Consider the following 14,983-nt stretch of genomic DNA (forward strand, 5'->3'; position numbering starts at 1 on the left):
GACAATCTACTCATAGGATGTAGCAGTACCCATTAGAGGTGATCGAATTGCGAAAACAAAGTGAACCTATTGACGAGTCTATCTCCTCACCTTGGCTAAATGGACAACTCATCATTTGGGGCATATTATTGGCAAGTTCACTAATTGTTACATGTTTGCTTCGTTTTACACCACTAAGCGAAAAAACCTTACCTAGTATTGCCTATATTGTCAATGTTATTAGTCTTTTTCTAGGAGGCTACTTCTCCGGGAAAGCAGCTGGTACTAGAGGGTGGCTATTTGGTGGTCTACAAGGCTTAATCTATGCTACTGTACTCATCCTTATTGCTTTTCTAGCCTTTGACACAGTTACCCAGTTACACCCCACCCTTCTTTGTATATGGGGATTTGTACTTAGTGCACTCGGCGGGATACTTGGTGTAAATCAATTAAATTGAAAAAGCCATCCTCTGGGATGGCTTTCTCTTAGCTCTTTTCAGCTGTTTCTTTATCTGTCTCTTCTTTAACAACTTCTTCAGTAGAAGACTCAGCTTGCTCAGTCTTTTTTTCTTCCGTTTTTTCTTGGGAGTTGTTAATTTCTTTTACTTCAGTTGGCTTCTCTTGTTTTTTCTCTTTCTCCTCTGCTTTCTTCTCTTCTACCTTTGCAGGGTCACGGAGAATGGAATTAATAGCGGATCGTTCAAAAGTTAAACGAGTATGGTCATTCACTTTTAGGGTGACACGCTCATCGTTTAGATCAACAATTGAACCATGTAAACCTCCAATGGTTACTACCTTATCGCCTTTCTTTAACAACGACAACATTTGAACACGCTCTTTTTGCTTTTTATTTTGTGGACGAATCAATAAAAAGTAGAAAACCACAAAAATTAATACCATAGGTAAAATCGCTAATAATTGATTTTTCATCAAATATACCCCCTCTTCGATTAAAAGCGTACAGAAAGTTCATCGGAACCATAGTACTGTGTTAAAAAGCGATTTGCAAATTCAGGCAACTGTTTGTTTCGAATAGCTTCCCTAACTTTCGTCATCAATTGCAACAAGAAATGAAGATTATGGTAAGAGATCAGCCGTAGACCAAAAGTTTCATCTGCTTTTACCAAATGCCGAATATACGCCCGCGTATACTTGGTACAAGTATAACAATCACACTCGGGATCTAAGCTGGTAAAGTCTCGTGCATATTCAGCTTTTTTCACCACAAGTCTTCCTTGGCTTGTCATAGCTGTACCATTGCGCGCAATCCGAGTGGGTAACACGCAATCGAACATATCAATCCCCAGCATTACACCTCGAATTAATGCATCTGGAGAGCCCACACCCATCAGATAACGGGGTTTATCTTTGGGTAAATATGGAGTGGTATGCGAAATCATTTCATACATCTGCTCCTTAGATTCTCCAACACTTAATCCCCCAATTGCATAACCAGGTAAATCGAGGTCTACAATTGCTTTCGCGTTCTCTACTCGTAAGTCTGGATACATGCCACCTTGAACAATTCCAAATAATGCTTGTGAGTCAGTACGTTGATGAGCTTCTTTACAACGCTTTAACCAGCGAACGGTTCGCTCAGCAGATTGGCGGACATATTCGCGATCAGCTGGATAAGGTGCACACTCATCAAAAGCCATGGCAATATCTGATCCAAGTGCATTTTGAATCTCCATCGCTTGCTCAGGACCTAAAAAGAGTGGCTCACCACTTAGATGGGAACGAAATGAGACTCCCTCTTCGGTAATTTTTCGTAGCTTGCTTAAACTAAAAACCTGAAAACCACCACTATCGGTCAGAATGGGTCGATTCCAGTTCATAAAAGTGTGCAGCCCACCTGCTTCCCGCACAATTTCATGACCTGGACGTAAATATAGATGATATGTATTCGCTAGGATTATCTGACTCCCGATCGCTTTTAATTCTTCGGGACTCATCGTCTTTACTGTAGCCAAGGTTCCAACTGGCATAAAAATCGGAGTCTCAATCGTGCCATGTGGAGTATGTAAACGACCTAGACGTGCATTTGTCTGTTGACAATCTTGAATTTGTTCAAATCGAACAGCCAAATTGGTGACCTCCTACTTCTTTTCTTTCGCCATAAAGTAACTAATTCCTACAAACTGGATAAAAAGCGTGAAAAGTTTTCCAATTGGATACAATCCATGATAACAGTGATCACTATTCATAGCAGGCATTTTACCATAAAGTAAGATCTAATACGAGGTCAATAAATGAACATTGCATCTCCAAAGCTAAAAAAACGATAACGCCTGTCAATTGCTTCCTGATATGCTGTGAGAATTCGTTCGCGTGAGCAAAATGCACTGACTAACATTAATAACGTTGACTTTGGTAAATGAAAATTAGTAATCATCCCATCTACTATTTGAAATTGGTATCCTGGATAGATAAATATATCTGTCCAACCGCTCTGATCGCCCTTTACATGATCAATTTGCATCCCAATTGTTTCCAAAGTCCGAACAGCTGTCGTACCTACAGCAATCACACGACCTCCTCTCTTTTTTGTTCTTTTTATTTTTTCAAGAGTTTGTTGGGAAATTTGGAAAAATTCAGCGTGCATTTTATGTTCCTCAATCTTAGAAACTGAAACAGGGCGAAATGTTCCCAATCCAACATGTAAGGTTAGAAAAGCAACATCCACCCCTTTTTGGTTACACTGATCCAGTAGTACATGCGTAAAATGAAGACCTGCTGTTGGTGCTGCTGCAGAACCTACTTCATAGGAATAGACAGTCTGATATCTTTCTGGGTCATTAAGCTCTTCATGAATATAAGGAGGGAGTGGAACTTTTCCAAGCTCTTCAAATAACTCCTCAATAGAACGCTGTGGATCATATTCCAATCGAAAAAGACGTCCTCCGTCTACCTTGCTTTCTTGCTCTGCAATGGCAACTAACTCTCCATTACCAAACTGTATAACAGTTCCTTTCTTGACTCGTCGAGCTGGTTTCACTAAAGCCTCCCAGCGATCTTCTCCTAAAGGTTGGAGTAGGAGCAACTCTATTTTTGCACCAGTTTCCTGTTTGATTCCGATTAATCGTGCGGGGCGAACCCGAGTATTATTTAGTACTAGCAAATCTCCTTCACGTAAATAATGGGGCAATTGTGCAAAGATTGTATGCTCACGTTCTCCTGTCTCACGATTTAAAACAAGTAAACGTGACTGACTTCTTTCTGAAATCGGCTTTTGTGCAATCAATTCCTTGGGGAGATGAAAATCAAACTCAGCAATATCCATTGTTTCGACTCACCTTTCTCAAAGATAAAAACACCTACCTGAAATGATCAGGCAGATGTTTACAAATATCCCACGCCTACAGAATATTTCGCTGCTCATATAATAAATAGAAAAAAACAATAAGACCTAACTTTCATGAAGGATAGGTTAAACCAAAATGTTGATAACATTTTGCTGTAACCATTCGACCGCGTGGAGTCCTTTTTAGAAACCCAATCTGCATCAAATAAGGCTCGTACACATCTTCAACTGTGTGCCCTTCTTCACCAATTGTTGCAGCAATCGTTTCTAATCCAACAGGCCCTCCTGAAAAAGAATCAATAATCGTCATTAACAAACGGTGATCCACCTGATCTAATCCCAGTCTATCCACTTGAATTCGATCTAATGCATGGCGAGCTGATTCTGCGGTAATCCAACCATCGCCTTCTACTTGTACAAAGTCTCTGACACGCTTTAACAATCGATTTGCTACACGTGGTGTTCCACGAGATCTGGTTGCTAATTCCCTAGCTCCGTCTTCCTGAATTCCTACTTGAAGCAAATCAGCAGTTCTCATTAAAATTTGTGTCAGTTCTTCCTCCTGATAATACTCTAATCGAGAAACAACACCAAATCGGTCACGAAGAGGGGCTGAGAGAGAACCTGCACGAGTTGTCGCACCTACTAAAGTAAATGGCTGAAGATCGAGGCGTACTGACCGTGCACTAGGTCCTTTACCAATCACGATATCAAGTGCATAATCTTCCATTGCTGGGTAAAGTACTTCCTCAACGGAACGATTTAACCGATGAATTTCATCAATGAATAGTAGATCATATGGCTGAAGATTTGTGAGAATCGCTGCTAAGTCACCTGCTCGTTCAATGGCAGGCCCTGATGTCGTTCGCACATTTACTCCTAATTCATTAGCGATAATATGCGAGAGTGTCGTTTTGCCTAGACCTGGAGGGCCATATAAAAGAACATGGTCAAGCGCTTCTTTTCTCATCTTGGCTGCTTCAATATATACTTGTAAATTTTCTTTAGCAACCGATTGACCAATATATTCTTTTAAATAACGAGGACGAAGACTTACTTCAACCTGTTCATCCTCCATCGACATTTTTGCTGAAATAATGCGTTGATCCAATTGAAAGACACCTCTTTATACTTTCATCGATTCCTTGAGCGCAAGCTTAATCCACTCTTCGACCGAAAACTCTTGATCTTGACTCTGTTTTTGCACTGCTTGAACGAACATCTGTGCCTCTTCTTCATTATAGCCAAGTCCTACCAATCCATCAATGACTTCTCTTAAGTCAGTCTGTTTTGATTGGCTGATTGAACTTTCTAATTGTTGACCTGTTAAGAATCGTCTTTCAAATCCTGCCTTGGTCAACTTATCTTTGAGATCAAGAATGATTCGCTGAGCTGTCTTCTTACCAATACCTGGTATTTTCGTTAAGAATCTTACATTATCCATTTGAATTGCGACAACCAAATCTCGTGGAGACCCACTTGCAATCATTGCTAAAGCCGCCTTTGGACCTATGCCTGATACTTCTAACAACAGTCGAAATAGATCACGTTCATCTTTCGTTTGAAAACCAAACAAAAGCTGAGCATCCTCGCGTACTACCTGATGTGTGTAGAGAAAAATCTCTTCCTCTTCTTGATGCCGATACGGATTCGGAACATAAACTTGATAACCAACACCATATGTTCCGACAGCTATATATTGGTCTTCTATGTATTGTACATGACCGTTAATAAATTCGATCATTTACTCATCTCCCATTATTCATTCATTAATGAGCCAGAATGAGCTTCACAAATCGCTACAGCCAATGCATCTGCAACATCATCTGGTTTAGGTATCCGAGGTAACGATAATAGCATCTTCACCATTTCTTGGATTTGTTTTTTCTCAGCTTGGCCATACCCAGTAACTGCCATTTTAACCTGTAGAGGGGTATACTCAGTTATGGGAATTCCTGCCTCTTCCGCCGCGAGCAATATTACCCCCCGTGCTTGTCCCACAGTAAAGGCTGTAGTTACATTCCGATTGAAAAATAATTTCTCAACCGCCACAACATCGGGTTGGTGTTCATCCATAATGATCGAGCATGCATCATATATTTGTTTTAGGCGAGTGGGCAAACTTAAGTTGGTTTCCGTTTTAATACAACCAAAGTCAACTGGTTTCAACATATTACCTCTCTGATCCAAAATTCCAAATCCCACAATTGCTAATCCTGGATCAATCCCCATAATTCGCACTCATTTCCCCCTCTTCAATCAACGTAGGTAGATCTATATTATATCATAGGACAAGAACTACCTTCAGTTTACTATGTGTAGCTATAAGAATAAAATGTTTTTTCTAAACTGAATACCATAAAAATGCGTTTTTTCACTTTGATCCTTATTATTTGATAAAAATTGTATCTTATTTCAAAAAGTTGGATAAAATGTGTTATAAAAAAACCCCTTTATTGAGAGGCTCTTTTTATTTCTGATTTCATAAAAGAGGCTGTGTCCTCCAATCTTGCATCCATGCTTTTTTGTTTCTTTTCAGTTGCATAGGCAACATAATGCGTCAATTCTTCACTTAATTGTTGCATTCTTTTTAGCGAGAGTAATTTTCCATCTGCTAAACGAACAGCAATTCCTTTTTTCATGGGGAGCAATTCAACATGACCAATATGCTTCTTATCTGGATGATTTTTTTGATCCTGATAATCTCGAATCAAAAGTTCACGGAATGGCATAAACTGTTGCTCAACCACTTTTAAATACGAAAATAGATATTCCAAATCAATCCCTGAATTTTGGTCATATTTAATAATCTTTTGCTCAATCATTTCTTCCATCATCTGTACAATTTTTTGCTCAGTAAATCCTGTTATCTCTTCGATCATATCTATGTCATCATATTGAATACAGGTATGTAATAAAAAGTATTGTTCATGATCCAAGCCTAGATATCGATGATACCTCAACAACAATTCAAGCAGTTGATATACAAAGGAGGTATGATTCTCTGTTCTCATCTCGAATCCAACTCCCTGTTGCTCAGATTGGGCAAACTATACCATCTAAACAAACACATAATCTATCAAACCTAATGAATGGCTTGCTTTTTGAATCGACCACCCCTCACATCATGCATAGAACCAATCGCTAAAAAAGCATCCGCATCTTTTTCCTCAACAATCGATTTTAACTTTGCCTCTTCTAACCGGGTGACGATACAAAAAATTACTTTTTTATCATTCCCTGTATAGGCACCTTCACCATTGAGATAAGTAACTCCGCGCCCTAACCGATGTAAGATTGTTTCTCCAATTTCAGTAGCTTTTTCGCTAATAATCCAAACTGATTTTGTTTCGTCAAAACCTTCTACTACAATATCAATCATCTTAAATGCAATGAAATAAGCAATTAAAGAATACATAGAACGATCCCAATCAAATACAAACCCAGCACTACCTAATATAAATAAGTTGAAAAACATTACAATTTGCCCTACTGAGAAAGGAAGGCTCTTCGTAAATAAAATTGCTAAAACTTCAGTTCCATCCAGCGATCCACCATTTCGAATCACTAGTCCAACTCCAATCCCTAAGATGATCCCTCCAAATACTGCTGCTAACAATGGGTCATCCGTAGCGGAGTGAAACGAATGCAGAACACTGGTGAGAAAAGACATAAAAGCTACACCGATTAAAGTTGAGATAGCAAAAGTTTTCCCAATCTGTTTATATCCAATGATAAAAAAAGGTAAGTTAAAGATAAACAGCCATATACCTAGTTCAAGGTGAGTCAGATGTGAAACAATTATCGAAATCCCTACTATCCCCCCATCAATAACACGATTTGGAACCATAAAAAGCTCAAGCCCAACTGCTACTAACGCAGCTCCCAGCAAAATAAAAAAAAGACGTGGCACCAATTTAGCAATCGGTGATTTTCGATGTTGCTTTAACGAATTATTTTTAATTTTTAACACCTCTCCTGTCTATTTATTAATAAATTCATTACTATATATATGATTAGTGATAGCTGGTTCATGTAAAAAAGATTGGAGATGGAGTCTTTATTCATAATCATATAACAGTCTAGTAATAATTTCAAAATGGAATCTGGAATTTACTTTTTTCATCATTGTTTTGTCGTGGATTGATATGCTGGTAAGTCAAAAAGCCGATCGATTGTAACCATTTCATACCCCTTCTCACGCATTAAACGTATAATTTTCGGCAAAGAAAGTATTGTTCCCTTTAAATGACGATGTCCCCCTGCTGAATGGAAAAGAATGATTGAACCAGGTTTTAGACTACGTTTTACTACTGATAAAATCCGTTTTGCGGACCGTCCACTCCAGTCTTTGGTATCCACATTCCAATAAATAATAGAATATCCTTTGTTTACAATTTGGCGTTCAATTTTTCGATCAATCGCGCCAAATGGAGGACGAAAAAATCGTAATTGTTTTCCAGTAAGTTTAAAAACCATTCGGTTTGTTCGTCTCAACTGATGATTGATTTCAGCAGGTGTTAGCTCTGTAAAATCTGGATGATCCCAAGAATGATTACCAATCACATGACCTTCCGAAATGATCCGATTTAATACAGAAGGATAACGTTTTGCCAACCGTCCCACGATAAAAAATGTAGCCGGAACATGATATTCCTTTAAGATATCTAAAATTTGTAGCGTATAATCATGATCTGGACCATCATCAAAGGTGAGGGCAACCATTTTCTTTGACCCAGGACCATGGAAAAGCATACGGCTCGGTGTCACGTCAGTTGCGGCTACATCCGTAGATTGAATCATAGGTATACAGCAAATTGAATACGTGAATAAACAAATAAATAAATATTTGGTTATGCGAATAAAAAATAGACGATGAGTTCGCAACATTAACTGATCACTCCTATCAGCCATAGTATGCCAAATCAACGTCCATTCAACTCTCATGTGAGACAAGTGCAGTAAATCTACATTTTTTGTTTATTGTTTCTCTAAACTCTTCACTTTTTTCTGTTGGAGCTTTTCTTTATTGTGTTGAGTGGTTTGTTCAACAGGTTTGTCCACTTTCTGATCCGCTGGTGCAAGTACAACATCTGCTTGCACGCCTTGATAAGGTGGAATTGATAATAATTGATCTAGTGTAACAAGTTCATAACCTTTACTTTTTAACTCTTTAATAATGGCGGGTAATGCGTCAACTGTCCCTTGTAATGTCTTACCCGCATTATGTTGTAATACGATAGAACCAGATTTACCGGTCTGTTTTACTGTTTGTTCAATCTGTTTCCCTGTTCTTCCTCGCCAGTCGTTTGTATCTACATCCCAATTTATAACATAATAATGATTTCCTTTTATTTCCTGAATTACGCTTTTATTAACAGCTCCATAAGGAGGACGAACCAAATTAACTCGCTTTCCAATCTGTTTTTGAATCTCTTGAGTAGTCGAATTAACCTCTTTCTTTACTTTTGCATCAGATAAATGTGTTAATTGAGGATGACTCCAAGTATGATTTCCAATAATATGACCTTCTTGATCAATTCGCTTTAGAATCTCTGGATGATTATGTACCATCTTGCCCATCACAAAAAAAGTAGCCCTAACCTGCTCTTTTCTTAAAATTTCTAAGATTTTCAGCGTATATTTATCATCTGGTCCATCATCAAAAGTTAATGCTACCCGTTTTGACTTTGCTGAACCTCTGAAAATTACTTCTTTCATAGTGATTTTCTTTAATTCTTGCTGTTCTTCAAAAGTAATTGTAACATTCTGTTTTACTATGGGTTTAATTAATACTTTCGGCTTTTGAATTTGTTTCTTTTCCGGTTTTTTTTGCTTGGGTGCTTTTACAGATTGTTGGGAAGAGTCAACTGACTTCGTATCAGCGAAAAGGGAACAACCACCGCCAATTATCAGTAACAGACACATGCCCAAATTGAGCATTACACGCACAGCAGTCACTCCTATTATATACCATTTATTAAAAGACACGATCTATTCTAACATAATATAAAACCATCTGGAATGTTTTATTAACGTAAAAAAGCCCAGTAATTGGGCTTTTTATCTACTGTTAGAATAATCTCTCAAAGGTTTTGCAATCGGTACATTCGGTTTCCAAAATGGATTTAGTCGGTTCCGCCACTTGTTATTGGTCGGGGCAAATCCTTTCACGTACCGTAAATCCGATTCAGTACCAATAAAGTTTTTAAAAAGTTGTTTATATGCTCGACTATTGGTCCAATGTGACATGAGATGACTCATTGAATTTGGAAAATCTTTGGTCTGATCTTCACCAAGCGTTGATAATGTTTCGCTTCTCTCTAGATTTTGTCTTGCAGAAACCGCATTTGTATATCTTCTCTCTCTAACATTGGTAAAATCTTTATATACTCTTTCGTTTCCAAGGTGATGATTCATTAATCTTGTTTGGAATTTTAATGATCTTCTTCTTAAACCCAAAGTACAAGCGGCCATCACAGGTGCAAAGGGTACTGCCATCAAAACACCAACAGGTCCTAGTGCTAAAGAGCCCAGCATAATCCGGCTCCAATGACGCATATAATCAGCGGCTCCTTGCGAACGTAACCGATTTAGACGGGCAGTTAACTCATCGTTCTGTAACTTGACCGTATTACCTACTTCAACAAGACTATACATCCAATCGTCAGCCTTGCTCATATTATCTAGCATATTTTCTAGATCACGAATTCGACTTTTCTGCTTGGGGGTGCGTTTACGTCCAAACGAATCTACTAAAAGATCAGACATCGCTCGAATATGCTGTCTCTGTTCAGGAGTCACATCACGATCTTCTATATTTTTTAGTATGTGGTGCAAGGTATTGAAATGTTCTTTATCCTCATCACTAAATTGCCATTTTTGTACATTTTCAAACAGATGACTCATTTCATGTAGTTTTTCTTTTTCTTCCTTAGTAAAATCACGCCCCACTGCCCCTTTGATCAACACCGCAAACTCTTTCAAATCACGAATCGTATTTTGATTTTGCATCTCTTTAAAGTCAAGATCAAAGGAATTTTGTTCACGTTGTTCGGGAGTCATTTTGTTAATCACATCGGGATCAGTTACGCCTGGAAGATTTGTATGAAAATCTCGTCCATAAATATTGAGTTGATATTGTTCAATTACTTGTTTCAAGCTATCTCTAAATTGTCGGAATTCCTTGATCACTTTCAAATGTTTTTCCCATACTTGATCAAATTTCTGACGTGACATTATCTGATATAATCCAGCCACCCAGGGGAGGACGCCCATACCAACTAATCCCCAGACAACATGGTAATTATTGCGACTTCGATTTACCTGTTGACCCAAACGATCAATTCTGTTGTAACGATAAAAGAGAACGTTATACATCCAAACCGCGCGACGTAAAACATGAATGTAATCATCTACTACTTGATGATCATTTACTTCTACACGAGCACTAGGAGTAATATAGGCCCTAGCTGGTGATGGTGCTGAAGCAGATGATGCAACTGCAGCAGGCATAATATGTCCCCCTTTCCACGAAGTCTATATTACCTAATAATTGTAAAATCATTAGATTATAGAATGATTATAGCATATTTGCCTCTTTTTAGACATAATTTGCGTAAACATTTTGCACATCATCATGTTCAGATAATGCCTCTAATAAGGAATATAGGGACGATAATGATTCCTCACGAATGGGCGCACGATTTGATGGAAGAAATGTAATCTCAGCATCTGAAAATTTAATTCCTTTTTCTTCCATATTCTCTTTTATTATTTCAAATTGCTCGGGACTTGTAATCAGTTCAAAACCCTCTATTGTTGTTTCATAATCTTCTACTCCTGATTCCACTGCTAATAATAAAAGCTCTTCTTCTTCTACTGAGCAATCACGGCGATCAATTGTTAACCAACCTTTCCGTTCAAACATCCAAGCAACACATCCAGCTTCACCAAGGTTTCCACCCCGTTTTGAAAAGATATGACGCACATCGGCGGCTGTTCGATTACGATTATCTGTTAGCACCTCGACAAGTATTGCAACTCCCTCAGGTCCATATCCTTCGTAAAATAGATGTTCATATCGTTCATCTTCGCCTCCTCCCATCGCTTTTTGAATCGCACGCTCTATATTTTCATTAGGCAAATTTTGCGCTTTTGCCTTTGCAATCGCCAATCGAAGCTGATGATTATTGGCAGGGTCCTTATCCCCAGCACATGCAGCCACATAGATTTCACGAGCCAATTTATTAAATAACTTTCCTCTTTGTGCATCTTGACGTCCTTTACGATGTTGAATGTTTTTCCACTTCGAATGTCCAGCCATGATGCTCCCTCCCATCTATTTAGCCCCTTGATTAAATATGAAAACTATACACCCCAGTCTCGGAGATAACGAAAATCCGTTCCTACCGTACGACTCCCAACTTTCAAGATAATTGGCATGACTCGTTTAAATTGATTTTGCCTAATTCTAGCTACCACATGATTAACGAATGAAGGATCAAAACCTTTTTGTTTCACTTGCTGAGCAGATAATCCCAAGTCAATGAGATGATAAAGTAAGATGTCTACATCTATATAGCGAAAACCTAATTCACCTTCATCTGTCTGATCAGACCATAAATCCGCGCTTGGTGGCTTATCAAGGATTGACTGTGGTACACCGAGATAAGAAGCTAATTGACGGACTTGCGTCTTATAGAGGTCGCCGATCGGGTTAACTGCTGAAGCAGCGTCTCCAAACTGTGTTCCATATCCTAATAATATTTCAGTCCGATTACTCGTTCCAACAACAAGCGCCCGATGCTCGGCTGAGAGATCGTAGAGGATGGTCATGCGCTCACGGGCCATTTTATTTCCTCTTCGCAAAGGACTTGCCTCTGGGAAACGATTAAAATAAGCATCGATCTGTGGGGTAATATCGATTGTAATCGACTCTACACCTGTTTCTTCTACCGCGATTTGAGCATCTGTAAGACTATTTGTGCTACTCGTACGGTATGGCATCCGAACAGCAATTACACGATCTGCACCAAAAGCACGCACTGCTAGATAGAGGGAGAGTGCTGAATCAATTCCTCCAGAAAGCCCAATTACAACACGTTGAAACCCTACTTTTTCAATTTCTTCGCGCAACGTAGTAACGAGCAGTCTCGTCGTCTGCTCAGAATCTAATCTTAAAAAAGGCGCTTTACTAAGCTGTTCTTCAATCCAATTCATAGTCCGTCCACTTCCTCTATCCGTCGCTTTTGAATTCTTTTTAATTCACGGATTGTGAGTTCTAAATTTTCATCTCGAATGAGAGGCATTTGAAAACGGGCACGACGTATTTGATCTAAATCGATCTCAGTAACTAAAAGCTGTTCTTCAAATATATCAGCCTCGCATGCCATTTCTCCATCAGGAGCAATGATATGCGAATTGCCAAGAAATGTCGCACCATCCTCACTGCCAACCCGACTAGCAAATAGAGTGTAAGCTCCATATACTGTGGCATTAGTCTGTGTAAGTAGTCTCCATTCCCTTTGATTAGCAAATTGCTCTGTTCGAATATCTCTCACAGGAGAGTTTACAAGAAACAGGAAAATTTCTACCCCATCTTGAGCTAATAGATATGTAGTAGCAGGATGCCATACCTCTTCACAGATCAACATGCCCATACGCCCCCACTTAGTGGGAAAACTACGAACGCGTTGACCTCTTCCAAAATATCTTCCTTCATCGAACATGCCATATGTCGGTAAATGTGTCTTTCGATGGGTGTGTACAATTTTTTGGTCACTTGCATAAACAGCAGTATTATATAAAAGATGATCTGAACTTTTTTCTACATATCCAAAAACAATATCAATTCCCGCTGCCATTTCGACAAGAGATTGAATCTGTTCATCAGTCTTTACCCTAGCTACATCAAATGTTAAATCAAGCAAATTATAACCTGTTAAACTTAATTCAGGGAAAACAATCATATCAACTTGCTCCGCTTTTGCTTGTTCGATAAACTGAGCATGTTTGTCCAAATTTTGATCGACCCGTCCCAGGAAGGGTCGGATCTGAGCGATTCCTACTTTCATGTTGAATGCCTCCATTAACTAACCTTTCACCTACTACTATGCCCTACTTATTTAAAGTAAATAGATTTTTCTCGATAATCATATCATATGGTTTCCTTAGCTACCAATCGGATAATTGTTTTAATTGTTCTTTCCACTGCTTACGATCATCTGCTAAACGTTTCAAATAAGACCAAGTTGCTTCAATGTTATAACCTTTTTTATTTAACAATAAACCTTCACTTTCTCGAAAAAAATCATTAGGAAAACCAAGCAAAAGAATGAGCAATTCCATCTCTTGTTTGGTTAATGGGCGAACTTGTTGATACATTTGAATAATCCGTTCAAATTGTTGTAAACCATTCTGCTCATGCAAAATACGAGAGGCAATTTGCCAAACATCGCCCAATTGTAAATCGTAATCTGCTGTATCAAAATCAATTAGCCATGCTTGCTGTTTTAAATCGATCAGCCAGTTATGATTTGCCAAATCACGATGACAAACTGCTTTGGCAGCAATATCATTCGCTGTTAATAGTCGCAGTAGATCATGTTGAACTGATTGTAAAACCCGATATGCATCTTCATAAAAAAGTGGACCATATGTTTGAAAAAAAACTCGATATGGTTCTGAAAATTGATTAATTCGCTTGATTAAATAGTGAAAACGATACAAACGTATATATAACCTTTCATAAAAAACAGAGGATTCCCGGCTTTTTTTTGGTGTTTCTAAGCATCTTCCCGCTAAATGAAACCGGGCAAGTTGTGGAATAATGCGTTGAATATCCTCCGTTGATTGATAATTGGCTCGCCTACTCTTTACATAAGGCATGAATGCCCAATTTGTGTGAATCATTGGTTTCGGCATCTGTTGAAAACCTCTTTGCCGCAGCTCTTGGTCAATCGATTCCCACCAGCTCATCTGCTCCAAATTTCGAATTGGTTTTGCCAACCATTTTTGTTGGTTTGATAACTCCAAAAACAAAAGTCTATGATGTTGTTTGACACTTCTAATTTTCGCTGGTAACACAGTTTCCCACTGATTTATTTCAACGGTTGATAATCTCATGTTAATCGCGAGCCGTTTCGCTCTCCGAATAAGACTCTAGGTCAAACTGTTCTTCAAACATATGTGTGTATGCAGATGCCCAAGGATATGGATAGATTGGAGGGGGATAATATGAGACATATGGAGGCGGCATATATAGTGGCATTCTAGGATAATGATAATATTGATCAGGATAAGAAGGGACATCTTTAGATGTTCGTTGAGTAGTCTTACCCTGTTCCATAAAAAAGACTTCAGGGTCAATTTCTACTTCAGGTGATGGCATCGATGGTATTTCTATAGGATATTCAGGATTGTCCGCATGCTCTTTGTGATGTCGTACTTTTTCTTTTCGATTTGTACCCATTCTCTTTTCACGTGGTTCTGCCTGCAAAATAGGAACTTTACCTGTTGGTATTTTTACCTTATAACCCGATTGTAAGGGTTGATCCTCGCTCAATTTTGGATTTATTTCAATCAATCGACTGATGGGTACATTATACTGGGTAGCCAATTCCCACAGTGTCTCATTCTCTCTAGCCACATGTATTTTCACTACCGATTCCTCCTCATTCTCCAGACTCTTTTTCATTC

General features: G+C 38.6%; 16 protein-coding genes and 1 pseudogene. 1 reads left to right on the forward strand and 16 read right to left on the reverse strand.

What is annotated here, in order from left to right; translation table 11 throughout:
* Positions 1 to 47: 47 nt before the first annotated feature.
* A complete protein-coding gene (locus BUB71_RS02955; protein ID WP_175552263.1) occupies positions 48 to 437 on the forward strand; it encodes a TIGR04086 family membrane protein in 390 nt (129 codons plus the stop codon).
* Between the two features lie 190 nt (positions 438 to 627).
* Here the strand turns inward: BUB71_RS02955 and yajC are convergent.
* The 16 genes and pseudogenes from yajC to BUB71_RS03035 form a co-directional block, all read right to left on the reverse strand.
* Positions 628 to 909 (reverse strand): annotated as a pseudogene (gene yajC / locus BUB71_RS19945) (preprotein translocase subunit YajC); the annotation flags it as partial.
* A 20-nt stretch (positions 910 to 929) separates the two neighbouring features.
* Positions 930 to 2,066: a tRNA guanosine(34) transglycosylase Tgt gene (gene tgt, locus BUB71_RS02965; protein ID WP_073151614.1), complete on the reverse strand. Its 1,137-nt coding sequence runs from the start codon at positions 2,064 to 2,066 to the stop codon at positions 930 to 932.
* A 158-nt stretch (positions 2,067 to 2,224) separates the two neighbouring features.
* Positions 2,225 to 3,262, reverse strand: coding sequence for a tRNA preQ1(34) S-adenosylmethionine ribosyltransferase-isomerase QueA (queA, locus tag BUB71_RS02970; protein WP_073151617.1), 1,038 nt, complete (start codon positions 3,260 to 3,262; stop codon positions 2,225 to 2,227).
* A 133-nt stretch (positions 3,263 to 3,395) separates the two neighbouring features.
* Positions 3,396 to 4,394 carry a Holliday junction branch migration DNA helicase RuvB gene (ruvB, locus tag BUB71_RS02975; RefSeq protein WP_073151620.1) on the reverse strand — a complete coding sequence of 333 codons (999 nt, stop codon included), beginning with the start codon at positions 4,392 to 4,394 and terminating at the stop codon, positions 3,396 to 3,398.
* A 15-nt stretch (positions 4,395 to 4,409) separates the two neighbouring features.
* Positions 4,410 to 5,027, reverse strand: coding sequence for a Holliday junction branch migration protein RuvA (gene ruvA, locus BUB71_RS02980; protein ID WP_073151623.1), 618 nt, complete (start codon positions 5,025 to 5,027; stop codon positions 4,410 to 4,412).
* 14 nt (positions 5,028 to 5,041) lie between these two features.
* Complete coding sequence (gene ruvC, locus BUB71_RS02985; protein WP_073151627.1) at positions 5,042 to 5,524, reverse strand: crossover junction endodeoxyribonuclease RuvC; 483 nt, start codon at positions 5,522 to 5,524, stop codon at positions 5,042 to 5,044.
* 212 nt (positions 5,525 to 5,736) lie between these two features.
* Complete coding sequence (locus tag BUB71_RS02990; RefSeq protein ID WP_073151630.1) at positions 5,737 to 6,297, reverse strand: hypothetical protein; 561 nt, start codon at positions 6,295 to 6,297, stop codon at positions 5,737 to 5,739.
* Positions 6,298 to 6,368: 71 nt separating this feature from the next.
* Positions 6,369 to 7,247 (reverse strand): YitT family protein, encoded by an 879-nt coding sequence (locus BUB71_RS02995; RefSeq protein ID WP_245815516.1) that lies wholly within the window; start codon positions 7,245 to 7,247, stop codon positions 6,369 to 6,371.
* A 161-nt stretch (positions 7,248 to 7,408) separates the two neighbouring features.
* Positions 7,409 to 8,086, reverse strand: a complete 678-nt coding sequence (locus BUB71_RS03000; RefSeq protein ID WP_175552264.1) for a polysaccharide deacetylase family protein — start codon at positions 8,084 to 8,086, stop codon at positions 7,409 to 7,411.
* A 177-nt stretch (positions 8,087 to 8,263) separates the two neighbouring features.
* Positions 8,264 to 9,226 carry a polysaccharide deacetylase family protein gene (locus BUB71_RS03005; protein WP_245815517.1) on the reverse strand — a complete coding sequence of 321 codons (963 nt, stop codon included), beginning with the start codon at positions 9,224 to 9,226 and terminating at the stop codon, positions 8,264 to 8,266.
* A 120-nt stretch (positions 9,227 to 9,346) separates the two neighbouring features.
* Positions 9,347 to 10,798 carry a hypothetical protein gene (locus BUB71_RS03010; protein WP_073151639.1) on the reverse strand — a complete coding sequence of 484 codons (1,452 nt, stop codon included), beginning with the start codon at positions 10,796 to 10,798 and terminating at the stop codon, positions 9,347 to 9,349.
* A gap of 88 nt (positions 10,799 to 10,886) precedes the next feature.
* Positions 10,887 to 11,609, reverse strand: coding sequence for a YebC/PmpR family DNA-binding transcriptional regulator (locus tag BUB71_RS03015; RefSeq protein WP_073151643.1), 723 nt, complete (start codon positions 11,607 to 11,609; stop codon positions 10,887 to 10,889).
* Positions 11,610 to 11,653: 44 nt separating this feature from the next.
* A complete protein-coding gene (locus BUB71_RS03020) occupies positions 11,654 to 12,505 on the reverse strand; it encodes an NAD+ synthase (protein ID WP_073151646.1) in 852 nt (283 codons plus the stop codon).
* Positions 12,502 to 13,359 carry a nitrilase-related carbon-nitrogen hydrolase gene (locus BUB71_RS03025; RefSeq protein ID WP_073151650.1) on the reverse strand — a complete coding sequence of 286 codons (858 nt, stop codon included), beginning with the start codon at positions 13,357 to 13,359 and terminating at the stop codon, positions 12,502 to 12,504. Before BUB71_RS03025 ends, BUB71_RS03020 begins: the two co-directional genes overlap by 4 nt.
* A 100-nt stretch (positions 13,360 to 13,459) precedes the next feature.
* Entirely contained in the window at positions 13,460 to 14,371 is a 912-nt protein-coding gene (locus BUB71_RS03030) for a phosphotransferase (RefSeq protein WP_175552265.1), read from the reverse strand.
* 40 nt (positions 14,372 to 14,411) lie between these two features.
* Complete coding sequence (locus tag BUB71_RS03035) at positions 14,412 to 14,945, reverse strand: LysM peptidoglycan-binding domain-containing protein (protein ID WP_073151656.1); 534 nt, start codon at positions 14,943 to 14,945, stop codon at positions 14,412 to 14,414.
* Positions 14,946 to 14,983 lie beyond the last annotated feature (38 nt).

It is taken from the genome of Seinonella peptonophila (assembly GCF_900129355.1).
In the GTDB taxonomy this organism is placed as follows: domain Bacteria; phylum Bacillota; class Bacilli; order Thermoactinomycetales; family Thermoactinomycetaceae; genus Seinonella; species Seinonella peptonophila.

What these genes read in the sequence shown, in the direction of transcription:
- queA (WP_073151617.1), bottom strand. Translation starts at nt 3,262, where the DNA reads ATGGATATTGCTGAGTTTGATTTTCATCTCCCCAAGGAATTGATTGCA.
- ruvA (WP_073151623.1), bottom strand. Translation starts at nt 5,027, where the DNA reads ATGATCGAATTTATTAACGGTCATGTACAATACATAGAAGACCAATAT.
- BUB71_RS02990 (WP_073151630.1), bottom strand. Translation starts at nt 6,297, where the DNA reads ATGAGAACAGAGAATCATACCTCCTTTGTATATCAACTGCTTGAATTG.
- BUB71_RS03000 (WP_175552264.1), bottom strand. Translation starts at nt 8,086, where the DNA reads ATGATTCAATCTACGGATGTAGCCGCAACTGACGTGACACCGAGCCGT.
- BUB71_RS03005 (WP_245815517.1), bottom strand. Translation starts at nt 9,226, where the DNA reads ATGCTCAATTTGGGCATGTGTCTGTTACTGATAATTGGCGGTGGTTGT.
- BUB71_RS03010 (WP_073151639.1), bottom strand. Translation starts at nt 10,798, where the DNA reads ATGCCTGCTGCAGTTGCATCATCTGCTTCAGCACCATCACCAGCTAGG.
- BUB71_RS03015 (WP_073151643.1), bottom strand. Translation starts at nt 11,609, where the DNA reads ATGGCTGGACATTCGAAGTGGAAAAACATTCAACATCGTAAAGGACGT.
- BUB71_RS03020 (WP_073151646.1), bottom strand. Translation starts at nt 12,505, where the DNA reads ATGAATTGGATTGAAGAACAGCTTAGTAAAGCGCCTTTTTTAAGATTA.
- BUB71_RS03025 (WP_073151650.1), bottom strand. Translation starts at nt 13,359, where the DNA reads ATGAAAGTAGGAATCGCTCAGATCCGACCCTTCCTGGGACGGGTCGAT.